At 75.4% G+C, this 22,574-nt stretch carries 20 protein-coding genes; 5 read left to right on the top strand and 15 right to left on the bottom strand.

Annotation, left to right across the window (positions count from 1 at the left end; genetic code table 11):
- Nucleotides 1-25 precede the first annotated feature (25 nt).
- From proC to AB0302_RS03290, 6 genes are all read right to left on the bottom strand, one after another.
- Nucleotides 26-871: a pyrroline-5-carboxylate reductase gene (proC, locus tag AB0302_RS03315; protein WP_319073886.1), complete on the bottom strand. Its 846-nt coding sequence runs from the start codon at nt 869-871 to the stop codon at nt 26-28.
- Nucleotides 868-1,728 carry a sugar phosphate isomerase/epimerase family protein gene (locus AB0302_RS03310; protein WP_319073885.1) on the bottom strand — a complete coding sequence of 287 codons (861 nt, stop codon included), beginning with the start codon at nt 1,726-1,728 and terminating at the stop codon, nt 868-870. The genes proC and AB0302_RS03310 overlap by 4 nt, the downstream gene beginning before the upstream one ends.
- A 1-nt stretch (nt 1,729) precedes the next feature.
- Nucleotides 1,730-2,752: a Ppx/GppA family phosphatase gene (locus AB0302_RS03305; protein WP_248117980.1), complete on the bottom strand. Its 1,023-nt coding sequence runs from the start codon at nt 2,750-2,752 to the stop codon at nt 1,730-1,732.
- A gap of 3 nt (nt 2,753-2,755) precedes the next feature.
- A complete protein-coding gene (topA, locus tag AB0302_RS03300; protein WP_366370516.1) occupies nt 2,756-5,605 on the bottom strand; it encodes a type I DNA topoisomerase in 2,850 nt (949 codons plus the stop codon).
- A 153-nt stretch (nt 5,606-5,758) separates the two neighbouring features.
- Nucleotides 5,759-7,462 carry a methyltransferase gene (locus AB0302_RS03295; RefSeq protein ID WP_319073882.1) on the bottom strand — a complete coding sequence of 568 codons (1,704 nt, stop codon included), beginning with the start codon at nt 7,460-7,462 and terminating at the stop codon, nt 5,759-5,761.
- Nucleotides 7,462-8,373 (bottom strand): rhodanese-related sulfurtransferase, encoded by a 912-nt coding sequence (locus AB0302_RS03290; RefSeq protein WP_298712637.1) that lies wholly within the window; start codon nt 8,371-8,373, stop codon nt 7,462-7,464. Before AB0302_RS03290 ends, AB0302_RS03295 begins: the two co-directional genes overlap by 1 nt.
- A 103-nt stretch (nt 8,374-8,476) precedes the next feature.
- Here AB0302_RS03290 and AB0302_RS03285 point away from each other — a divergent pair, with 103 nt between their 5' ends.
- Both AB0302_RS03285 and AB0302_RS03280 read left to right on the top strand, forming a co-directional pair.
- The gene (locus AB0302_RS03285; RefSeq protein WP_319073881.1) at nt 8,477-9,250 is read left to right on the top strand and encodes a GNAT family N-acetyltransferase; all 774 of its coding nucleotides are present in this window, start codon (nt 8,477-8,479) and stop codon (nt 9,248-9,250) included.
- 128 nt (nt 9,251-9,378) lie between these two features.
- Entirely contained in the window at nt 9,379-11,700 is a 2,322-nt protein-coding gene (locus AB0302_RS03280) for a DEAD/DEAH box helicase (RefSeq protein WP_319074171.1), read from the top strand.
- Between the two features lie 8 nt (nt 11,701-11,708).
- On the opposite strand, the gene AB0302_RS03275 is transcribed toward AB0302_RS03280, so the two are convergent.
- From AB0302_RS03275 to AB0302_RS03250, 6 genes are all read right to left on the bottom strand, one after another.
- Nucleotides 11,709-12,098 (bottom strand): Rv3654c family TadE-like protein, encoded by a 390-nt coding sequence (locus AB0302_RS03275; RefSeq protein WP_248117970.1) that lies wholly within the window; start codon nt 12,096-12,098, stop codon nt 11,709-11,711.
- Complete coding sequence (locus AB0302_RS03270) at nt 12,095-12,475, bottom strand: TadE family type IV pilus minor pilin (protein ID WP_298712630.1); 381 nt, start codon at nt 12,473-12,475, stop codon at nt 12,095-12,097. Before AB0302_RS03270 ends, AB0302_RS03275 begins: the two co-directional genes overlap by 4 nt.
- 97 nt (nt 12,476-12,572) lie before the next feature.
- Nucleotides 12,573-12,785, bottom strand: a complete 213-nt coding sequence (locus AB0302_RS03265) for a DUF4244 domain-containing protein (RefSeq protein WP_138899813.1) — start codon at nt 12,783-12,785, stop codon at nt 12,573-12,575.
- 172 nt (nt 12,786-12,957) lie between these two features.
- A complete protein-coding gene (locus tag AB0302_RS03260; protein ID WP_319073850.1) occupies nt 12,958-14,043 on the bottom strand; it encodes a type II secretion system F family protein in 1,086 nt (361 codons plus the stop codon).
- The gene (locus AB0302_RS03255; protein ID WP_319073848.1) at nt 14,037-15,461 is read right to left on the bottom strand and encodes an ATPase, T2SS/T4P/T4SS family; all 1,425 of its coding nucleotides are present in this window, start codon (nt 15,459-15,461) and stop codon (nt 14,037-14,039) included. Before AB0302_RS03255 ends, AB0302_RS03260 begins: the two co-directional genes overlap by 7 nt.
- 239 nt (nt 15,462-15,700) lie before the next feature.
- Nucleotides 15,701-16,489, bottom strand: coding sequence for a CoA pyrophosphatase (locus AB0302_RS03250; protein WP_366370515.1), 789 nt, complete (start codon nt 16,487-16,489; stop codon nt 15,701-15,703).
- 70 nt (nt 16,490-16,559) lie between these two features.
- Between AB0302_RS03250 and AB0302_RS03245 the strand changes: the two genes are divergently transcribed.
- Entirely contained in the window at nt 16,560-17,780 is a 1,221-nt protein-coding gene (locus AB0302_RS03245) for an NAD(P)-binding domain-containing protein (protein WP_366370514.1), read from the top strand.
- Nucleotides 17,781-17,789: 9 nt separating this feature from the next.
- On the opposite strand, the gene AB0302_RS03240 is transcribed toward AB0302_RS03245, so the two are convergent.
- A complete protein-coding gene (locus tag AB0302_RS03240) occupies nt 17,790-18,389 on the bottom strand; it encodes a LysE/ArgO family amino acid transporter (RefSeq protein WP_366370513.1) in 600 nt (199 codons plus the stop codon).
- Between the two features lie 70 nt (nt 18,390-18,459).
- On the opposite strand from AB0302_RS03240, the gene AB0302_RS03235 reads away from it, so the two are divergent.
- The gene (locus tag AB0302_RS03235) at nt 18,460-19,335 is read left to right on the top strand and encodes an ArgP/LysG family DNA-binding transcriptional regulator (RefSeq protein ID WP_366370512.1); all 876 of its coding nucleotides are present in this window, start codon (nt 18,460-18,462) and stop codon (nt 19,333-19,335) included.
- 101 nt (nt 19,336-19,436) lie between these two features.
- Here AB0302_RS03235 and nth read toward each other — a convergent pair whose 3' ends face one another.
- Together nth and AB0302_RS03225 are read right to left on the bottom strand one after the other, a co-directional pair.
- A complete protein-coding gene (gene nth / locus AB0302_RS03230; RefSeq protein WP_366370511.1) occupies nt 19,437-20,243 on the bottom strand; it encodes an endonuclease III in 807 nt (268 codons plus the stop codon).
- The gene (locus AB0302_RS03225; protein ID WP_248117953.1) at nt 20,240-20,425 is read right to left on the bottom strand and encodes a hypothetical protein; all 186 of its coding nucleotides are present in this window, start codon (nt 20,423-20,425) and stop codon (nt 20,240-20,242) included. Before AB0302_RS03225 ends, nth begins: the two co-directional genes overlap by 4 nt.
- A 208-nt stretch (nt 20,426-20,633) precedes the next feature.
- Between AB0302_RS03225 and acs the strand changes: the two genes are divergently transcribed.
- Entirely contained in the window at nt 20,634-22,574 is a 1,941-nt protein-coding gene (gene acs / locus AB0302_RS03220) for an acetate--CoA ligase (protein WP_366370510.1), read from the top strand.

Here is a 22,574-nt window from a genome sequence, read left to right as displayed (position 1 = left end):
CGCGTGGCGGTCCGTGCCGCTCGCCTCAGCCGGCGAACTCGCGACCCATCTCGCGGTCGCGCTCGGCCGCGGCGTGCATCGCGCGGGCCACGAGCTGCGGCAGACCGCCGTCCTGCAGCGCGGTCACGGCCCGCTCCGTGGTGCCGTTGGGGCTCATGACGGCGCGGCGCAGGTCCTCGGCGGTCTGCTCTCCCGACTCCACCGCGCGCTCGAGCATGAGGCCCGCGCCCTTCACGGTCGCGGCGGCCATCGCCTCCGCGTCCGCGCGGTCCAGGCCGAGCTCCACGGCATGCTGCGCGATCGCCTCGGCCAGCAGGAACACGTAGGCCGGGGCCGAGCCGGCCGCGGCCACGACGGCGGGCAGCTGCCGCTCGTCCACGCGCACGACCAGGCCCGAGCCGGAGAACAGACCCTCCACGGCAGCGGCCTGCTCCTCCCCCACGCCCTCGGCGGGGGCCACGCCCACGACGCCCGAGCCCACCGTCAGCGGCGTGTTCGGCATGGTGCGCACGAGCGGCTGGCCCGGACGCAGCGCGCCCGCGATCGTCCCGGCCGTGACGCCGGCAGCCACCGAGACCACCACGGCGTCCGCGGGCAGGGCGTCCGCGATGCCGCGCGCGGCGGCCACGAGGTCCTTGGGCTTCATGCCGAGCAGCACGACGTCGGCCTCGCGCACGGCGTCCGCGTTGGCCTCGTCCGCACCGCCGGCGGCGCGCACGTCCACCCCCGCGAAGCGCTCGCGCGCGGCCGCGGCGGAGTCCTCCGAGCGGGTGGTGGCGGTGACGTCGGCGGCCTGCACGGCGCCCGAGTCGAGGGCGCCGGTCAGGATGGCGCCCGTCATGGTGCCCAGGCCCAGGATGGTCAGCTTCACGATCGTGCTCCTTCGTCGTCGGTGGTCTCGTCGTCGAGGGTGAGGTGCGTCCGGGCGAAGGCGAGCGAGGCGGCGAGCCGCTCCTCGCGCTGCCCGGCGTAGTCCATGCCGCGCGTGCCCACCTCCACGCACACCGTGCCGGCCAGGCCGGTGCGGGCGAGGTGGCGCAGGGACGCGGCGACGGGCTGGGTGCCCTCGCCGGGGATCAGGTGCTCGTCCTTGTGGCTGTCGGTGCCGTCGGTGAGGTGGACGTGGCGCACGCGGGGCCCGAGCGCCGTCAGCGCCGCGAGGGAGTCCTCGCGGGCGATGGCCGCGTGGGAGAAGTCCCAGCACACGTGCTCGTACGGCTCCGGGACCGGATCCCAGTGGGGCAGGTACATCTTGGTCTCGCGGCCGTAGGCGCGCCACGGGTACATGTTCTCCACCGCGATCACCACGCCGGACTCGGCCATGAGGTCGGCGATCCCCTCCGCGAAGCGCTCGGCGTACGTGCCCTGCCAGCGGAACGGGGGGTGGGCCACGACGGTGGCCGCCCCCACGGCCTGGGCCATCTCCACGGAGCGCCGGATCTTCGTCCACGCGGATCCCCACACCTGCTGGGTGAAGAGCAGGGTCGGCGCGTGGATCGAGTCGATCCGCATGCCGGTGCGCTCCGCGAGGGTGCGCAGCCGGTCGGCGTCCTGGCTCCATCCGTTGTGGGTGACCATGACCTCGACGCCGTCGTAGCCCAGGTCCTGCGCGGTGGCGAAGACGTCCTGCGTCCCCAGGGGGAACACCGACGACGAGGACAGGGTCACCGGGATGTCCGCGCCGAAGCGCGGGGCGGGGGCGAGATGCCCGGTGGAGATCAGCGGCATCTCAGCGCACCCCGAGGCGCAGGCCGGGCAGCAGCGTGTCCGTGTTCAGGTCCACGCGCCCGACGCCGGGCACGCCGTCCCGCGTGAGGTGGCCCTCGAGCATGAGGGCGTCCAGGCGGTTGAGGATGAGGCCCTCACGCAGGGCCCAGGGGCAGATCTCCAGCTGCACCACGCCGAAGGTGCGCATCGCGGTGAGCGCCACGATCGCGCCGGCGAGCATCTGCTGGGCCCGGACCTCGGAGACCCCGGGCAGGTCCGCGCGCTCGGCCGAGGGCATCGCGGCGAGGCGGTTGACCCAGAGGTGCAGGTCGTCCGCGCGCAGGTGCCGCTTGACGAAGGGTCCCGCGGCGGACGGCGCCGCGCCGGTGAGGCGGGCCAGCGAGCGGAACGTCTTCGACGTGGCGGTGACGACGACCGGCGGGGTCACCGGGGGGAAGGAGGCGAAGGCCGCCTCCATGTGCGTCGACACGTACTTGCGCAGCTGCTTGACGTCCCTGGGGTGCGGCGGGTCGTCCGGGAGGCGGTCCCGCGTGAGGCGCCCCGCGCCGAGCGGCAGGGACACCGCGTGGGAGGGCAGCTCGTCCTGACCGTAGGCGATCTCGAACGAGCCGCCGCCGATGTCGAAGTTCAGGATGGAGCCGGCGTCCCAGCCCTGCCAGCGGCGCACCGCGAAGTAGGTCATCGCGGACTCCTGCTCGCCGGAGAGCTCCACGAGGTGCACGCCGGTCTGCTCCTCCACGCGGGCGAGCACCGCCTTCCCGTTGGCCGCCTCGCGGATGGCCGAGGTGCAGAAGGAGACCATGTCCTCCGCGCGGTTCTCCTCCGCGAAGGCCACCGCCTCCTGGATGAAGTCCACGAGCTCGCGCTGGCCCTCCTCGCTGATGGCGCCCTCGGCGTCGAGGAAGCGGATGAGCGGCAGCGAGCGCTTGTGGTCGGCGTACGCGGTGGGGCGGGCGCCTGGGTGGGCGTCCACGAGGAGCAGGTGGACGGTGTTCGAGCCGATGTCCAGCACGCCGAGGCGCATGCGTCAGGCCCTCTTCCGAGGGGTGGTCTTCGCGGCCGGCTTCTTCGCAGGGGCCTTCGTGGCGGCCGGCTTGCGGGCCGGTGCCTTCTTGGGAGCCGGGCCCTTGGCGCGCTTGTCCGCGAGCAGCTGGTAGGCCTCCTCGGCCGTCAGCTCCTCGGGCACGCGGCCGCGGGGCACGGTGATGTTGGTGACGCCGTCCGTGACGTACGGGCCGAAGCGGCCCTCCTTCACGGTGACCCTCTTGCCGGACACCGGGTCCTCGCCGAACTCCGCGAGCGGCGGCTTCGCGGTGCCGCGTCCGCGCTGCTTGGGCTGGGCGTAGACCTCCCGGGCCTGGTCCTCGGTGATGCTGAAGATCTGGTCCTCCGACTCGAGCGAGCGCGAGTCGGTCCCCTTCTTCAGGTAGGGGCCGAACCGGCCGTTCTGCGCGGTGATGACCTCACCTTCCGCGTCCGCCCCCACGATGCGCGGCAGGGACATCAGCTGCAGCGCCTGTTCGAGGGTCACGGTGTCCACGGCCATGCTCTTGAAGAGCGAGCCGGTGCGGGGCTTCTGCGCCGCGGGCTTCTTCTTGGGCTTCGGCTTGCCGTTCTTGTAGTACTCGGTGGGCTGCGCGTCCAGCCACGCCTGCAGCTGCTCCTCGGTCATCTCGGGGATGACCTCGGTGACGTAGGGGCCGTAGCGCCCGTCCTTGGCGACGACGGCGTGGCCCGTCTCCGGGTCCGTGCCCAGCGCGCGCTCGGAGGGCTTGGCGGTGGCGAACAGCTCCTCCGCCTTGGCGGGGGTGAGCTCGTCCGGGGCCAAGTCCTCGGGGACGTTGGCGCGCGGCGGCGTCGAGCCCTCCTCGGCGCCGGCGGGCAGCGGCTTCTCGAGGTACGGGCCGTACTGGCCCACGCGCAGGGTGATGTCCTCGGTGATCGGCAGGGAGTTCACCGCGCGGGCGTCGATGTCTCCCAGGTTCTCCACCACCTGCTGGAGGCCGTCCATGCCCTTCTCGGCATCCGAGGCCGGGGCGCCGAAGTAGAAGGTCTGCAGCCAGGCCTCGCGGGCCAGCTCGCCCGCGGCGATGCGGTCGAGGTCGTCCTCCATGCGGGCCGTGAAGTCGTAGTCCACGTACCTGCTGAAGTAGTCCTCGAGCAGGCCGATCACGGCGAACGCGGTCCACGACGGGACCAGGGCGTTGCCGCGCTTGGTGACGTAGCCGCGGTCCATGATCGTGGAGATCGTGGGGGCGTACGTGGAGGGGCGGCCGATCTCCCGGCGCTCCAGCTCGGCCACGATGGAGGCCTCGGTGTAGCGGGCCGGCGGGGAGGTCTCGTGACCGGTGGCCTCGATCGGCTCGCCGGTCAGCCGCTCCCCCTCGGCCACCTGCGGCAGGCGGCGGTCTCTGGCCTCGGCCCTCTCCTCCTCGCTCTCCGCGTCCTTGCCCTCCTCGTAGGCGTCGAGGAAGCCCTTGAACGTGATCACGGTGCCGGAGGCGGCGAACTGGGCGGTGCGGCCGTCCTTCGCCTGCGCGGAGAATCGCAGCGTGGCGGTGTAGCCCTTCGCGTCCGCCATCTGGGAGGCCACGGTGCGCTTCCAGATCAGCTCGTAGAGGCGGAACTCGTCCGGGCGCAGCTCGTTCTTCACCTGGGCGGGGGTGCGGAAGGAGTCGCCCGCGGGGCGGATGGCCTCGTGCGCCTCCTGCGCGTTCTCGGAGCGCTTGGCGTACGTGCGCGGCTGCGCCGGCACGGCGTCGGACCCGTAGAGCTCGGCGGCCTGCGTGCGGGCGGCCCCGATGGCCTCCTGGGACAGGTTCACCGAGTCGGTGCGCATGTAGGTGATGTAGCCGTTCTCGTACAGGCGCTGGGCCACCTGCATGGAGACGCGGGAGCTCATCCGCAGCTTGCGCGAGGCCTCCTGCTGCATGGTCGACGTGGTGAACGGCGCGGCCGGCCGGCGCGTGTACGGCTTGTCCTCCACGGCGTCCACCGTGAAGTCCGCGCCGCGCAGCCCCTCGGCCAGGGAGGTGGCGGCGGCCGCGTCCAGGTGCGCGACCTTCTTGCCCGGGGCGGACTTCAGGCGGCCGGCGTCGTCGAAGTCGCGGCCGGTGGCCACGCGCTCACCGTCCACGGTGGAGAGTCGGGCGGTGAAGGAGGCGCCGACGGCGTCGGCGGCCTGCGCGCCCTCGGCGACGGTGAACGTGCCCTCCACACCCCAGTACTGCGCGGGCACGAACGCCATGCGCTCACGCTCGCGCTCCACCACGAGGCGGGTGGCCACGGACTGCACGCGGCCGGCGGAGAGGCCGCGGGAGACCTTGCGCCACAGCACCGGGGAGAGCTCGTAGCCGAAGAGGCGGTCCAGGATGCGGCGCGTCTCCTGGGCGTCCACCAGGTGGGTGTCCAGGTCGCGGATGTTCTGCAGGCCGCGCTGCACGCCCTCCTTGGTGATCTCGCCGAAGGTCATGCGGTACACGGGGACCTTGGGCTTGAGGGTGTCCAGGAGGTGCCACGCGATGGCCTCGCCCTCGCGGTCCGCATCCGTGGCGAGGTAGAGGGCCTCGGCGTCCTTGAGCTCGCGCTTGAGCTCAGTGACCTTCTTCTTCTTGTCCGGGTGCACCACGTAGTAGGGGTTGAAGCCGTGCTCCGTGTCCACCGCGAACTTGCCGTAGGGACCCTTCTTCATGTCCGCCGGCAGGTCGGAGGGCTTGGGCAGGTCACGGATGTGGCCCACGGAGGAGTCCACCACCCAGCCCTCGCCCACCGCGTTCAGGTACTTCGCGATGGACTTGCTCTTGGCCGGGGACTCCACGATGACCAGCTTCTTGCCCTGGGGCACGGAGCCGGTCACGGAAGCGGGGGTGGTGGTCAACGGAGTCCTCCTGGACGGTGAGTGCTACGGGCCTGCCGGCGGCGCCGGGGTGGCGCGGACATGGCGGACGGACGTCCCCACATCGTAGGGGGCGCGTGGCCCACCATAACGGTTGGGTCTCCGTGCGCCCGCAGAGGAGGCGGAGCGGAGCGGTCAGGCCCCCTCCACGAGGAACCCGTCCTCGTAGAGCTCCCGCAGCGCCGCGAGCAGGCCGGCCCGGCCGGCGTCGTCCAGCTCCAGCAGGGCGACGACGGCGCCCACCAGCTGCCCCACGCTCAGCTCGCCGTCCGAGGCGGAGAGGACGCCCGCCGTCGCGGTGTCCAGGCGCGCGGTGCGCCGGAAGCCGCCGCCCTGCCGGGCCAGGATCACCTCCGGGTGCTCGGCGCCGAAGCGCTGGTGGCGCTCCTCCGTGACGTCGTCCGCCACGCGCAGGTGGAGGGAGCGCAGGGCGGTCAGCGCCGGGTCGCCGACGACGTCGCCCGACACGCCACCGGCGCGGTCCAGGACCACGGCGAGCCGGTCCCGGCGGGCGACGGCGGCCGCCCACGCGGCGCCGAGCGCCTCGTCGACCGGCTGGGTCAGCTCCTCGGCGACCGTCCAGCCCCGACCCTGCGAGCCGTCCGCGGCGGGGCGGCGCAGCCACACGTGGCCGAAGCCCACCCCGGAGACCCCACGGGCGGCGAAGTCCTCCAGATAGCCGCGATACGCCGCCTCGTAGGCGTGCGGGTCCAGCTCCAGGGAGGAGTCCCGCAGCCAGGTCTCGGCGTAGCCGGCCGGGTCCTGGGCGTCGCGCTGGATGATCCAGGCCTGGACGCCGGGGGCGATCCACGAGCGGGGGCGCGCGTCCCAGGCGGCGGCGCCGTCGCCCTCGGCCGGGATCTCCCAGTTGGCGAGCAGCTGCGCGGTGCCGCCCTCGGTCAGGTGATCCGGCAGGGCGGCGATCAGCTCGGCCACGATCCGATCGCCCTCGCGGCCGCCGTCCCGGTAGGTGAGGACGGGGGCGTCCGGGTCGGTGCGCGGCGTGATGACGAACGGCGGGTTGGAGACCACGAGGTCGAAGCGCTCCCCCGCCACCGGGGCCAGCATGTCCCCGGCGAGCAGGCGCACGCGGTCCTCGATCCGCTCCCGGTCGAGGCCGAGCACCTCCGCGTTCAGCAGGAGGTTGAACCGGGTGAACCCGAGGGCCCGCTCGGAGAGGTCCGTGGCGGTGACGTGCTCGGCGTGGGCGAGCAGGTGCAGGGTCTGGATGCCGCAGCCGGTGCCGACGTCCAGGGCGCGACCCACCGGACGGCGCTGCGTGGCACCGGCGAGGGTGAGCGAGGCCCGCCCGATGCCGAGCACGTGGTCCTCCGGCAGCGGACCGCGGCGCTGGAGCGCGGTCTGGTCCGCGGCCACCCACATCCGCCCGGGCTCGTCCACCTCGTACGGGGTGAGCTCCACGGTCCCGCGCACGAGCCCCTCGCCGGCCTCCACCACCAGGCCGGCCGCGAGCGCACCGGGCAGGCCCGTGCGCGGCAGGGCGGCGGCGAGGTCGGAGGCGGGGACGGGGTCGCCGAGCATCCACGCTCCCACGAGCGCGGCGAGCGGACGGTGCGCCGACCGCGGGAGGGCGGCGTCGTGGCCCGTGGCCTCGTCCTCCAGGCCCTCGACGTCCCGCGCTCGGGCGACCGCGAGGCGGGCCGCCTCGGGGCGCTCGCGCGCGAGGGAGTCCGCGGCGACGGGTCCGAGCAGCGCCTCGACCGACTCCGCGGTGTAGGGGAGGTCGGCGAGATCGGCCGCGAGCGCGGCGGCGGCCACGGGCGTCAGGCGGGGCGCGGGGTGGGAGCCGAGCGGGGTGGACGGCGTGGCGGCGTGCATCAGGCGGCGCTCCTCTCGGCGCAGACGTGGCACCGGTGGTCGGGGTGGGCCGCGGCGCAGGCGGCGCAGCGGACCTCGAGGGTGGTGCAGGCGGGGTCGGCGCAGTTGCGCAGGTCCGAGGTGGGCTCGCCGCACAGGTGGCAGCGGCCGATGGTCTCGGCGTCGTCGGTGAAGCGGGTGGCCATGCGCCGGTCGAAGACGGCGAGCTCGCCGCGCCACAGGCCGGCGTCGCCGAAGGCCTCCCCATAGCGGACGATCCCGCCCTCGAGCTGGTAGACCTCGGCGAAGCCGCGGTCCTTGAGCAGGGCGGAGAGGACCTCGCAGCGCACCCCGCCGGTGCAGTAGGCGACGACGGGCGCGTCCTTGAGGTGGTCCAGGGCGCCGGAGTCGACGGCGGCCAGCAGGTCCCGCGTGGTCTCCGCCTGGGGCACCACGGCCCCCTCGAACCGGCCGATGGCGGCCTCGACGCTGTTGCGCCCGTCCAGGAACCGGACGGGGCTGTCCGTGGCGGCGCGCTCGGCGACGAGGTCCGCGAGCTGCTGCGGCGTGAGATGCTCCCCCGTGCCGACCACGCCTCGCTCGTCCACCCGGATCCGCTCGGGGGCGCCGAAGGCGACGAGCTCGGGGCGGACCTTCACGGAGAGGCGGGGGAAGTCCGCCGCGGAGCCCGCGGACCACGTGACGTCGAGAGCGCGGAACGCGGGGTGCTCGCGCGTGGCCCTGACGTAGGCCTTCACCGCCTCGACCGGCCCACCGACCGTGCCGTTGATGCCCTGCGGGGAGACGATGATCCGGCCGGTCAGGCCCAGGGAGGCCGCCAGGGTGCGCTGCCACAGCCGCACGGCCTCGGGATCGGCGAGCGGCGTGAAGCGGTAGTAGAGCGCGATGCGGGAGACGGGGGAAGGACTCACCGGTCCAGGGTAGGTCCCGGCGCGGCACCGCCTCTGTGGCCTCGGATGTTGCAATGGGGTCACGGGTGTTCCCGTGACGGCGGTCACACCTTAGCCTCGTGTCATGACGCAGCATCTGGACACGGCACTGGTGGACACCTGGTTCGAGGCGTGGGCCCGTTCGCGCGGCTACCGGACCGACACGGAGGGCGGCCGGCGCGCGGCCCTGCGCACGCAGCGCCCCGCCCGCATGATCCCCGGCGGCTCCGGCCGGGCCTCGGTGGACGTCCCCGCCACGTGGGAGCACGTCCTCGTGACGCCGGGCCAGGAGGAGCTGGACGCGCTGGAGCCCATCCTCGACGACGCACCCGACTCCCTCGTCACCGTGTTCGGGGAGGCCGAGGGGGACCTCGCCGGCCTCGGCCTGGCCTGCCAGGTGGACGCCGAGCGGCTCATGGCCCTCGAGATGGACCCCGAACTGCTCGACGTCGAGCCGCCGCTGCTCCCGGAGGGGTACGAGGCCCGCGTGGACGAGCCCGTGGACGGCAGCCGCCGCCTGCGCGTGGTGGCCGTGGGGGCCTCCACGGCGCCCGAGGGCGAGGAGGAGCTCGCCGCGCTCGGCTGGGTCACGTTCCAGGACGCCACCGCCGTCTACGACCGCATCTGGACCGCGCCGAACCACCGGCGCCGCGGCATGGGCTCCCTCGTGATGCGCCACCTGACCAGCGAGGTGATGAGCGAGGGCGAGGTTCGCCGCGGCCTGCTCGTGGCCTCCCCGGACGGCCAGAAGCTCTACGCCCACCTCGGCTGGACCGATGTGGCTCCGGTGGCCATCTTCAGCCGCGACCGTGTCGAGGGCGCCGCGACCCCCGAGCACACGGGCACCATGGGTGGGTGACCCCGCCGCCCCCGCCCTCTGACGTCCCCTCGCCTTGGGAGGACCCCGCCGCCGGGTGGGACGTGCCCGTGCCCCCGGCCGCTCCCGACCACGCGCGCGCGGCCCTCGCCACGGCGCTCGGGCGCCGCATGCTGCCGGAGCAGGTGCTGCACGTGCGCACGGTCCCGTCCCGCGCGGCGCGCCCCGTCGACTGGCCGGCGGGCACACCGGAGGGGCTGGTCGAGGCCTTCGCGGCCCGGGGCGTCGAGCGGCCCTGGGCCCACCAGGTGGAGGCCGCCCTCGCCCTGGCACAGGGCGCGCACACGGTGCTGGCGACGGGGACGGCGTCGGGCAAGTCCCTCGGCTACCAGCTGGCGGTGGGCACGGCCCTGGCCGCCGACCCGAACGCCACCGTGCTCTACCTGGCACCGACCAAGGCCCTCGCCGCCGACCAGCTGGCGTCGTGGCGCGCCCTCGAGCGCGACGGCGCCCGCTGGCTGCGCGCCGCCCCCTACGACGGGGACACCGCTCCCCAGGACCGGGTCTGGGCGCGGGAGCACGCGAACATCCTGCTGACCAACCCGGACATGCTGCACGTGGGGATCCTGCCGCACCACGAGCGGTGGGCCGTGTTCTTCCGGAACCTGACGCACGTGATCGTCGACGAGTCGCACACGTACCGCGGGGTGTTCGGCTCGCAGGTGGGCATCCTGCTGCGCCGCCTGCGCCGGGTGGCGGCGCACTGCCGGGGCGAACGCCCCGAGACCGTGTTCGTGGGCGCCTCCGCCACCTCGGCGGACCCGGCCGCGCACTTCACCACGCTGATCGGTGCGCCCGCGAGGGCGGTGACGGAGGACGGCTCCCCCCACGGCGCGGTGCACGTGGGCTTCTGGCAGCCCGAGCTGACCGACCGGCGGGGCGAGAACGGCGCTCCCGTGCGGCGCTCGGCCATGGCGACCGCCGCCGACCTCGTCACCGACCTCGCCCTCCAGCAGACCCGCACCCTCGCGTTCATCACATCCCGACGCGGCGCGGAGGCGATCGCGGGCACCGCGAAGCGTCAGCTCGAGGAGGTCGAGGCCGGACTCGGCACCCGGATCGCGGCGTACCGCTCCGGCTATCTGCCGGAGGAGCGGCGCGCGCTCGAAGAGGCCCTCCGCTCGGGGCGGCTGCTCGGCATGGCCTCGACCCCGGCGCTCGAGATGGGGATCGACGTGGCCGGGCTCGACGCCGTGGTGGTGGCCGGCTGGCCCGGGACCCGCGCGTCCTTCTTCCAGCAGATCGGCCGGGCCGGGCGCGGCGGTCAGGACGCGCTCGCGTTCTTCGTGGCCTCCGACGACCCGCTCGACACCTTCGTGGTGGACCACCCCGAGGCCGTGTTCGACCTGGGCGTGGAGGACACCGTGGTGGACCCGCAGAACCCGCACCTGCTCGGCCCCCAGCTTTGCGCCGCCGCCGCTGAGCTGCCGATCACCCCGGACGCGCTCGGCTGGTTCGGCACGCCGGCGCGCGTACGGGAGCTGCTCGACGCCCTCGTGGCGCAGGGCCTGCTGCGCCGGCGCCCCGCAGGCTGGTTCTGGACGCACGCCGAGCACGCGGCCGGACTGGTCTCCCTCCGCGACGACGGCGGCGGCCCCATGGACATCATCGACGTCGAGTCTGGGGCACTGCTGGGCACGATGGACTCCCCGCAGACCCACTACCAGGCGCACCCGGGCGCGGTGTACGTGCACCAGGACCGCACGTTCCTCGTGGAGGACCTCGACGAGGACGCCCACGCCGTGCTCGTCACGCGCGCGTGGCCGGACTTCACGACGCAGGCCCGGGACGTCACGGAGATCGAGATCGTGGCCGTGGAGCGTCGGCTCGACGCGCACGGCAGCTCCCTGCGCTGGTGCCTGGGCGACGTGCAGGTGCGCACGCAGGTGGTCTCCTTCCAGCGCAAGGCCCTGCTCTCCGGCGAGGTGCTCGGCGAGGAGCCGCTCGATCTGCCGGCCCGGGACCTGTTCACCTCCGCCGTGTGGTTCCAGGCCTCCTCCGAGGAGCTCGTGGCGGCGGGCCTGACGATGGACCGGCTGCCCGGCGCCCTGCACGCGGCCGAGCACGCCATGATCGGGATGATGCCCCTGGTGGCCTCGAATGACCGCTGGGACATCGGCGGCGTGTCCATGGTGCTGCACCCGGACACCGGCTCGCCCGCGGTGTTCGTGTACGACGGCCGCCCCGGCGGGGCGGGCTTCGCGGAGCGCGGCTTCGAGCAGGCGCGCCGCTGGGTCACGGCGACGGCGGCCGCGATTCACACGTGCGAGTGCCCGGAGGGCTGCCCCTCCTGCGTGCAGTCCCCCAAGTGCGGCAACCGCAACAGCCCCCTGGACAAGGCCGGGGCGCTGACGGTGCTGCGCTTCCTGATCGAGCGGTTCGATGCGCTCGCGGAGGTGGACGTGGATGAGCCGGAGGCGGCCGAGGACTGACCGCCTCCTCACCGCACCGAGGGCGGGCCGGCCACGGCCACCGCGCGGGCGGGCGGCAGCGGCACCCGGGCCACCTCCACCTCGACGCGCACCGAGCCCTGCGGGGACGCCGAGCAGTCCAGCACCCGGGCGTGGTTCCGCTCGGCCGTCTCCGCGGCGAGGGCGCACGGCTCCTGCGCGGTGATCCCGCGGCGGGCGTCCGAGGCCGCGAGCGCGGCGAGGTCCGCCGCGCCGGCCGCCTGCGACGCGGTGACGGAGGCCGCGCCCAGGGCGGCCACCGCGATCACGAGCGACGCCCCGAGGGCCACCGTGCCGAGGGCCGTGACCCCGCCCGCGCCGCGTTCGTCGGCGAGGGCCTGCCGTGCCCTGGCCGGCGCACCGCCGCGGTGCGGGGTCACGACGCCTCCCCCGGGTTCGGATGCTGCAGCGGCGCCGCCGCACCGGCCTCGAGCGCGATCGGCTCGATCCACCCCAGCGGGCCCGGGCCGGGATGGCTCACGGTCACGGTCACCCAGCCGTCCCCCTCCTCGTGCGCCAGGCGGGCCTCCTCCCCCGCCATGCGCTCGACGGTCCTCCTGGCCTCGCCGACGTCGTCTCCGCGGGCGAGGAGGCGCGCCGCCGACGCCGCTGCGTCCCCGTTGCGCACCTGCTGGACGGAGGCGGCCCCGGCGAGGACCACGGCCACGAGGATGAGCACGACCGCCGGCAGCAGGGCCGCGTACTCGGCCGTGACGGCGCCGCGCTCGCCTGCCGACGCGGTGCGGGGGCGGGGCATGGCCGCCTCAGGACGAGGCGCGTCCGATTCACGACGGGGCACGGCCCCGGCCCGGCCACCGCGGGGGTGTCCGGGCCGGGGCGCGCCGTTGCGGGACTCAGTCACGCTTGAGGGCCTCGGCGATGATGTCCTTGAGCATCTCCTGCACCTCGGGGCTGGTGAGCAGGACGGCCAGGACGCCGGCGAAGCCGACGGCGGCGAGCGTGAGGATGCCGTACTCGGCGGTCTGGGCGCCGGTCTCGTCCTCGAGGCGCTCGCGGCCGACGAGATCGGTCAGGGCCAGGTGCAGGGCGGTGGAGAGCTGGGTCATGGGGTTCCTCCTGGAAGGGCGGCCCTCGGTGCGAGGGCGGTGGGACGGTCCGGTGCGGGCCGCTGATCCCAGACTGCGCGGGACGGCGTCCGCCGCGCTCGCCGCGCCCGCCGGCCGGGGACGACCGCCCCGCGCCGGGCGGCCTGTGCAGGAGCGATCAGGCGCCCGCGCGTCACGGGCCCGCCGTGAGCAGGGCGATCACCATGGGGATCACGCCCCAGCACACGAACGCCGGCAGCAGGCACAGGCTCAGCGGCACCACGAGCCGCACGGCGAGCTCCTCCGCGGCCCGCTCGTCCGCGCGCCGCGACTGCTGGCGCACCGCGGCGGCCGTCTCCGTCAGCGCACGGGCTCCAGCCATGCCGCTGCGGTGCAGGGGACGCAGCCAGGCCGCCACCTCCGTCCACAGCGGATCCTGCGCCACGGGCTCCCACGCCTCCTCCCACGGGCGGCCCCAGCGCAGCAGGGCCGTCACGGCGCGCAGGGCGTGCGCGTCCGGCAGCGCACGGGCGAGGTCGTCGAGGGCCGCGGTGAGCGAGCGGCCCGCCGCGAGGAGCGGGGCCACGAGGTCCAGGACGACGGCGGGCTCGATCGACCCGGTCGGCCGGGTCGCCCGGGCGACGAGCAGACGCGTCCACGCCTGGCCGGCAAGCGTGAACAGCAGCCCCAGCACGCCGATGATCCACCCGAAGGGCGAGGTCAGCAGATCTGCCGGCGACGTGCCCAGCAGCCACGCCATCCCGAGGCCGCCCATGGGCAGCCACTGCAGCAGCCGGGCGGTCGCGCGGGGCCCCGCCGCGGCGCTGCGGCGGGCGCGGGCCGCGTCGACGGCGGCCTCCAGGGTGTCCGCCAGGCGCGCGGCGATCGCGGCGGGCGCGGCCCCCGCACGCCGCCCGGCCGTGAGGGCGGTGTCCACCAGCTCCCAGCCCGGGTCCGGCGGCGCCGCGCGCCCGGGCAGCCGCCGCCACGGACGTCGCCCCGCACGGCCGGCGCTGCCGCCCACGTCGGAGCAGGGGCCCTCAGCGTCCAGTCCGAGCCGCTCGCGCGCGGCCCGCCGGCGGACGCGGTGGTGGAGGCAGCAGCCCGGGCGGGGCCGCGCGCAGGCGGGCACGGTCCGGGCGACCTCCGCCCAGGCGCGGTCCGCCGGGAGTCCGGCCCGCAGCAGCGCGGACCAGCGGCGCAGGACGGCCACGAGCTCCTCGGTCTCCTTCTCCGGATCAGCCCGAGGCCGGCACAGCGGTCCGGGGATCCTCAGCACGTGTGCCGGCCCTCGAGGCGGGCGCGCAGCAGCTCGAGCCCCGGGCCCTCGACCGTGCGTCCCGCGGCGCCGCCGCCGTCGTCAGCGATGCCGTCCTCCCAGGTGAGCGCGGGGACCAGGGCGAGCGGCCCCGGGGCGTCCGCGGGGACGGCGAGCTCCACGGGGTGCCGGCCGTGCACGTCCCGGACCACGTGGAGCACGGCGTCCACCCCGGCCCGGGCCTGGGCGTCGACGGCGGCCGGGCTCCACCCGGCGAGGGAGGCCATCGCGGTGAGGCGGGCGGGCACGTCCGCCGCGGCGTTGGCGTGCAAGGTCCCCCAGGCACCCTGGTGGCCCGTGTTCAGCGCAGTGAGGACGTCGGTCACCTCGGCGCCGCGGCACTCCCCCACCACGAGCCGGTCCGGGCGCATGCGCAGCGCGTGGCGGATGAGCTCGGGGAGGGCCACCTCCCCCGCCCCCTCCTCGTTCGCGGCGCGGCACTGCAGCGCCACCACGTGCGGGTGCTCCGGCGCGGCCTCGAGGGTGTCCTCCACGGTGATGATGCGCTCGTGCGCGGACACCTCGGAGAGGGCCGCCGAGAGCAGCGTGGTCTTGCCCGTGCCGGTCGCGCCGCTGATGAGCACGGTGGCCCGGTGCAGCACCAGCCACTGCACCGCCTCGGCCCAGAGGCCGCCGTCGGGCCAGGACTCGGCGAGCTCCGCGAGCGAGCGGGCACGCCGTGCGGGCACGCGCAGGCTCAGCACCGTGCCGCCACCGCTGACGGGCGGCAGCACGGCGTGCACGCGGACCCCGCCCACCCGGGCGTCGGCCATCGGGACGGCCCCGTCGAGGCGCCGGCCCGCCTGCCCCAGCAGCCGGACCGCGAGCGCGTGGGACGCCTCCGGGTCCAGGCGCGCCGGGCGCCGGATCAGCCCGCCCGCCCCGTCGGTCCACACGGCACCGCCGCCGTCCACGAGGACGTCCGTGACGCCCTCGACGCCCACCCAGGGGGCGAGCGGGCCGAAGCCGGCGAGCTCCTCCTCGAGGGCGCGGGCCTGAGCCTCCCGCACGGCGGGGGCCGGCGGGGTCCACGGCCGATCCGGATCGGGGGCGCCGCGGCCGATCCGCCGCCACCACGGTGCGGGACGCATGGCATCCGCGCGCCGCTGCGCCTCGGCGTCCGCGAGCACCCGCTCGATCAGCGGACGCAGGTCCGCCTCGGTCGCGGGATCCCCCTCGGCGCACTGCTCGGCGATCCTGCGGCGCAGCGCGGCGGCGTCGTCCGGCCCCGGGGACGCCGCGGCCGGCGGCGGGGAGGCCGCGGCCAGCGGGGCGGCGGCCGGCGGCGGATGCCCTGGCCGCGGTGGGTGAAGGCCGGACCGGACGGACGGGCGGGCACGGCGGGGACGGGGTGGGGCATCGGGCACCCAGGGACGCATGGCGGACCTCCAGCGGGACGGCGGGTCCGGCGCCGACGTCGACGGCCGCCGGCCTCCGGCCTCCGCCCAGTCCAGCCGCCGCGCACGGGGCCCGGCCCGTCCGTGTCCGATTGCGGGGACACGCGAGCCCCGGGCGCCGCCTGTGCAGGAGCCGCCGGGCCTCAGAGGTCTCCGGCGGCACCGTGCCGCCACCGCCCGGCCCCCTTCAGCCGTGGGATCGCGTCAGCGCCCCTGCCCCGTCAGTCGCTGACCGGCTCCCACGTCTCGGCGTCGATCACGCGGCTCCGGTCCCAGGGCACGGACCAGTCGAGCAGGTCCAGCAGCCGGTCCAGCAGTGCCGCCGTGAACCCCCACACGAGCCGCTCCCCCACGAGGAAGCCGGGAGTCTCGCCGCGGTGGCCGCCGGGCCGCGCCACCCGGCACCGGTTCTGCGGGGCCACGAGGTCGGCCACGGGCAGGCGGAACACGGCGGCGGCCTCGGCCTCGTCCACCACGGCCACGCGACCCGGGCGGCACCACCACCCGATCACGGGGTGCACCACGTGGCCGGACACGATCAGGGGCACCGGGGGCAGGACGCCCAGCACCTCGACGCCGTCCGGATCCAGCCCCGTCTCCTCACGGGCCTCGCGCAGGGCCGTGGCCACCACGTCCGCGTCCTCGGGGTCCACGCGTCCGCCGGGGAAGGCGATCTGCCCCGCGTGCTGGCGCAGGGTGGACGCGCGCTGCGTGAGCAGGACGTCCACGGCGGGGTGGACGCGGCCGGCGTCGTGGACCGCCGGGACGTCGTCGAGTGCGCCGACGAGGATGAGCACTGCCGAGGGGCGCGCCTGCACCGGGCGGGGCCAGTCCAGGCCCCACGCAGAGGCGGCGCCGTCCGGGACCGCGGTGAGCGCGGCGGCGTCGTGGCGGCCGGGGACCTCGGCCACGCCCCACCGGGCCGTGAGGGCGGTCAGCTGGTCGCGGGCCCCCGCGATCGAGCCGGGGAGGGCGGGGGCGGACGCAGGGTGCGCGGCGGGCTCGGTCATGTCCCCCACGCTACCCACGGCCCGGTGCGTGAGACGCCGGCCGCGGGCGGGGCTCGGTAGCCTCAGAGCCATGAGCGCCTCACACCCCGCACCCACGACGGCGGCCCCGACCGCCGTCGACGTCGCTGTGATCGGCGGCGGCCAGGCCGGCCTCGCCGCCGGATTCCACCTCCAGCGGCTCGCGCGGGACGTCGAGCGCGGCCGCGCTGCGGGGCCCGCGCCCTCGTTCGTGATCCTGGACGCGGCAGGGGAGCCCGGCGGCGCGTGGCGCCACTTCTGGGACTCGCTCGAGCTCTTCTCCCCCGCGGAGCACTCCTCCCTGCCCGGCCACCGCATGCCGGCCCTGCCGGACGCCGCGGCCACGGAGTCCGGCAACCCCGACGCGCTCCACGTCGTCGACTACCTCGCCGACTACGAGGAGCGCTACTCCCTGCCCGTCCGCCGCACCGCGCGCGTCAGCACCGTCACCCGGGACGCCTCGGCGGAGGAGGAGCCGCCGTTCACCCTCCTCCTCGAGGACGGCTCCCGCCTCACCGCCCGGGCCGTGGTCTCCGCGACCGGCACGTTCACCCGCCCGTACCTGCCCGCGGTCCCCGGGGCCGCGGAGTTCGCGGGACGCCGGCTGCACTCCGCGGCCTACCGCCGTCCGGAGGACTTCACCGACCAGCGGGTGCTCGTGGTGGGCGGGGGCAACTCCGGCCCCCAGGTGGCCGCGGACCTGCTCGACCACGCCGCGGAGGTCACGTGGGCGTGTCGGCGCCCGCCGCGCTTCATGCCGGACGACGTCGACGGCCGCGTGCTGTTCCAGGCCGCCTCGGCGCGGGTGCTCGGCCGGGACGGCCCGTCGGTCGGCGAGCTCGGGGACATCGTGGCCGTCCCGCCCGTGCGCCGGGCCCGCGACGAGCGCGGGCTGCATGCGGTCCCCATGGTCTCCCGGCTCACCCGGCGCGGCGCGGCCTGGGACGACGACGCCGGCCTCGAGCACGGCTGGGCGGCGGACTCGGCGGCCGCCGCGGAGGTGCGGGGCACGGATCGCACGTTCGACGCGATGGTGTGGAGCACCGGCTTCCACGCGGAGCTGCGCCACCTGCGGCAGCTGGACCTGAGCACGACCGGCGCCGGCGTGCCCCGCACCCGGAGCGACCTGCCGACCGCGAGCACCGACGTCCCCGGCCTGTACCTGCTCGGCTACGGCGACTGGTGCGGGCCGGCCTCGGCCACGCTCGTGGGCGTCGGCGTGTGGGCGCGGAACACCGTGGAGGACGTCGCCGCCCGACTGGCCGAGGGCTGAGCCGCCGGCTCAGCTGAGCATCAGCCGCACGGCGAGCACCGCCATGACCGCGGCGATGAGCACGTCCAGGACGCGCCACGCGCTCGGCGAGGCGAGCGGGCGGGCCAGGAGCCCCGCCCCGAACCCCAGCCCGGAGAACCACAGCACGGAGGCGAGCACGGCGCCGGCGGCGAACACCCAGCGTCCGTCCGGGCCGTGCTGGTTGGCGAGGCTGCCGAGCAGCACCACGGTGTCCAGGTACACGTGCGGGTTCAGCCACGTCAGGGCGAGCGTGGTCCCCAGCACCGAGCCGGCCGTCCGCGGCGCCGCGGCCGACTCGAGGGCCTGCGGTCGCAGCGCGGATCGCAGGGAGGTGGCCGCGAACCACAGCAGGTACAGCGCACCGCCCCAGCGCAGCACCTCCAGCAGCCACGGCACCGCGGTCACCAGCGCGCCGACGCCGGCCGTGCCTCCCATGATCAGCACGGCGTCCGATGCCGCGCACACCGCGACGACGGGGCCCACGTGCTCACGGCGAACGCCCTGGCGCAGGACGAGGGCGTTCTGGGCGCCGATCGCCACGATGAGGGCGAGTCCGGTGAGCAGGCCCGTCACGGCGAGGTTCCACATGAGCCTGACGCTAGGGCGGTCTCGAATCTGAGACAAACGCATCATCCTGCGATTGCCTAAGCTCTGCTTCATGAATCTCGAGCAGCTGCGCGCCCTGCTGGCCATCGTCGACGAGGGCTCGTTCGAAGGGGCGGCCCACACGCTGGGCGTCAGCGCGTCCGCCGTGAGCCAGCGGATTCGCGCGCTCGAGCGCACCGTCGGCCAGGTGGTGGTCCGGCGAGGCAGCCCCTGCGTGCCGACCGATGCCGGCACGGCCCTGGTGCGCATGGCCCGGCACGTGCAGGTCCTCGAGGAGGAGGCCTGGGCACGTCTCGGCCGGCAGGCGTCCGGACGCAGCGTCACCGCGCTCGCCGTGCCCGCGGACGCCCTGGGCACGTGGTTCCAGCCCGTGGTGCGGAACGCCGCCGCCTGGCATGACACCGTGCTGGACCTGCACGTGGAGGACCAGGACCACAGTGCGCAGCTGCTGCGGCGGGGCGAGGTGCTGGCCGCCGTCACCACCGAGCCGGTCCCCGTGCCGGGCTGCGAGGCGGAGCCGCTCGGCCACATGCGGTACGTCCCCGTGGCCGCGCCCGCCCTGCTCGAGCGGCACCGGCGGGCCGGCGCCGTCGACCTCGCGGCCATGCCGATGATGCGGTTCAACGTGAAGGACGACCTCCAGGGCATCGTGCTGCGCTCCGCCGGAGTCGCCACGGCCCCGCCGACCCACACCGCCCCGTCCTTCGACGCCTTCCAGCGCTGCGTGGAGGCCGGCCTGGGCTGGGGCATGCTCGTGGACCATCAGGCTCGCGAGGGCCTGCGCGACGGCGGCCTCGTCCGCCTGCCGGGGGTCGACGACGTCCTCCTGCCCCTGCACTGGCAGGCCGCCACCCTGCCCTCACCGCGCCTGCTGCGACTGACCGCGGCCGTCCGTGCCGCCGCCCACCGGGGGCTGGAACCCCCGTGAGGCGCCGCATCCGAGGCATCGGCCCCGTCCGTCGGCGGGGTGCCGCGCTGCGTGCCGGCCCCGCCCCGATCAGGACCCGGTCAGGACCTGGTCCGGACCGCTCATGCCACGAGGGAATGCCCCAGGGCCCGGAGCTCGCGGCGCGTCCGCCCCGCGCGCATGAGTGCGAGCAGCTCCTCCCGGCCGGGCTTGAGCTCGTAGGCCAGCAGGGACCGCGCCCTCTCGGGGTCGGTCTCGCCCGCACCGCAGCTGGGGCACCACCGGGCGATCGGGCAGGCCCCGCACGCCGGCTTCCGCGCGTGGCACACGCGGCGGCCGTGGAAGATGAGGTGGTGGGAGAGCATGGTCCAGTCCCGCGGCGGGAACAGGGCGGCGACGGCGTGCTCCACCTTCACCGGGTCGGTCTCCTCCGTGAAGCCGAGCCGGCGCGCCAGGCGCCCGAAGTGCGTGTCCACGGTGATTCCGGGGCGGCCGAACGCGTTGCCCAGCACCACGAACGCCGTCTTGCGACCCACCCCCGGGAGGGTCACGAGATCCTCGAGGCGGCCGGGGACCTCCCCGTCGAAGCGCTCCACGAGCTCGACGGAGAGCCGCAGGATCGCCGACGCCTTGTTCTTGTAGAAGCCCGTGGGGCGCACGAGCTCCTGCAGCTCCACCTCCGTGGCCGCGGCCATGGCCGCCGCGTCGGGGAAGCGCGCGAACAGCGCGGGGGTCACGGAGTTCACCCGCACGTCCGTCGTCTGGGCCGAGAGCACAGTGGCCACGAGCAGCTCGAAGGGGTTCTCGAAGTCCAGCTCGGCCACCGCGTACGGGTACGCCTCCGCGAGCGCGCGGTCGATCCGCCGCGCCCGGCGCGTCAGGGCCAGCGGACTCTCCCCCGTCGGCGTCGTCGTCCCGTGCGCGCTCACGCCGACCGCCGCCCCGCCACGGCCGTGAAGGAGCCCTGCGGGGAGTCCGCCCACTCGGCGCCCGCGTCGCGCAGCAGGGCGTCGTGAGGCCGCGGCCCCCCTGCTCCGCCTCCTCGGCGTCGGGCAGCTCGTCCCACGGCTCCGCCGCCGGCCACCACCACGTCCCACTGCTCCCGAGTCATGGACCGATTCTCCCGTGCCGCGGTGGCGGGCGCGAACGCATCCGGCGGCCGCTCGCCGTGGGGAGCAACACGAACGGCGGTGATTTGCCGCCTCCGGCCCCGCGCGTCATGCTGATCCCGACAGACCTGTGCCACGCGTCACACCGGCGACCGGCCCTGCCGGCCACCCCCAGATCCCGGCGCGCCCCGCCCCGAAAGGACACCCCCGATGGATGAGCAGATCCCCACGTTCCCCCCACCACCGGAGTTCGCCGCCCAGGCCGTCGCCACGGCGGACCTGTACGCCGAGGCCTCCGAGGACCGCCTGGCCTACTGGGCCCGCCGCGCCCGCGAGGCCCTGCACTGGGAGGAGGACTTCACCGAGGTCCTGGACTTCTCCGACGCCCCGTTCGCGAAGTGGTTCGCCGACGGCACCACCAACGCCGCCTACAACGCACTGGACCGCCACGTGGAGGCCGGCCGCGGCGAGCGTGTGGCCATCCACTTCGAGGGCGAGCCGGGCGACACCCGCACCTACACGTACGCCGAGCTGGCCGCCGAGGTGCGGCGGGCCGCTAACGCGTTCGAGTCGCTGGGCGTCGCCAAGGGCGACCGCGTGGCCGTCTACCTGCCCATGATCCCCGAGGCCGTCATCACGATGCTCGCGTGCGCGCGCATCGGCGCCGTGCACTCCGTGGTGTTCGGCGGCTTCTCCGCCGACGCCCTGCGCTCCCGCGTGGACGACGCCGAGGCGAAGCTCGTCGTCACCGCCGACGGCTCCTTCCGCCGCGGCAAGCCCTCCATGCTCAAGCCCGCCGTGGACGAGGCGCTCTCAGCCCCCGGCCACACCGTGCAGAACGTCGTCGTCGTGCGCCGCAACGAGGCTGAGGTGCCCATGGCGGAGGGCCGCGACCACTGGTGGCACGACGTGGTCCCCACCGCCTCCGACGAGCACGAGCTCGTGTGGCACGACGCCGAGCACCCGCTCTTCATCCTCTACACCTCCGGCACCACCGGGAAGCCCAAGGGGATCCTCCACACCACGGGCGGCTACCTCGTCCAGGGCGCCGTGACGATGCACGACACCTTCGACCTCAAGCCGGAGACGGACGTCTACTGGTGCACCGCCGACGTCGGCTGGGTCACCGGCCACTCCTACGTCGCCTACGCGCCGCTCGTGAACGGCGCCACCCAGGTGATCTACGAGGGCACCCCGGACTCCCCGCACCAGGGCCGGTGGTGGGAGATCGTCGAGAAGTACGACGTCACCATCCTCTACACCGCGCCGACCGCGGTGCGCACCTTCATGAAGTGGGGCCGCCAGATCCCGGACGGCCACGACCTCTCCTCCCTGCGCCTGCTGGGCACCGTGGGCGAGGCCATCAACCCCGAGGCGTGGCGCTGGTTCCACGAGGTCATCGGCGGCTCGCGCTGCCCGATCGTGGACACCTGGTGGCAGACCGAGACCGGCGCGCACATGCTCACCCCGCTGCCCGGCGTCACCACGCTCAAGCCCGGCTCGGCGCAGCAGCCCGTGCCCGGCGTCGTGCTGACCGTGGTGGACGAGGCGGGCGAGCCCCTCGAGGGCACCGCCGCGGGCTTCCTCGTGGCGCGCGAGCCGTGGCCGTCCATGCTGCGGGGCATCTGGGGCGATCCGGAGCGCTTCAAGGAGACCTACTGGTCCCGCTTCCCCGGCATGTACTTCGCCGGCGACGGCGCCCGCTACGACGAGGACGGCGACATCTGGCTGCTCGGCCGCGTGGACGACGTCATGAACGTCTCCGGCCACCGCCTGTCCACCCAGGAGATCGAGTCCTCCCTCGTGGCGCACGAGCTCGTGGCGGAGTCCGCCGTGGTCGGCGCCGCGGACGAGACGACGGGTCAGTCCGTCGTCGCCTTCGTCCTCCTCACCGAGGAGGCCTCCGCCCGGGGCCTGGACCCTGCCGAGGTCGAGCAGGCGCTGCGCGCCCACGTGGGGCACGACATCGGCCCCATCGCCAAGCCGAAGCGCATCCTCGTGGTGCCGGAGCTGCCCAAGACCCGCTCGGGGAAGATCATGCGCCGCCTCCTCAAGGACGTCGCTGAGGGCCGCACCCCCGGCGACGCCACCACCCTGGCGGATCCGACCGTCATGGACCGCATCGTGGAGACCCTGGGCGACCGCGCCTGA

The organism is Micrococcus sp. NPDC078436 (genome assembly GCF_040702705.1).
Taxonomy (GTDB): Bacteria; Actinomycetota; Actinomycetes; order Actinomycetales; family Micrococcaceae; genus Micrococcus.
Note: the sequence above shows the minus strand (reverse complement) of the source record. Positions and strands in the feature narration are given on the sequence as shown.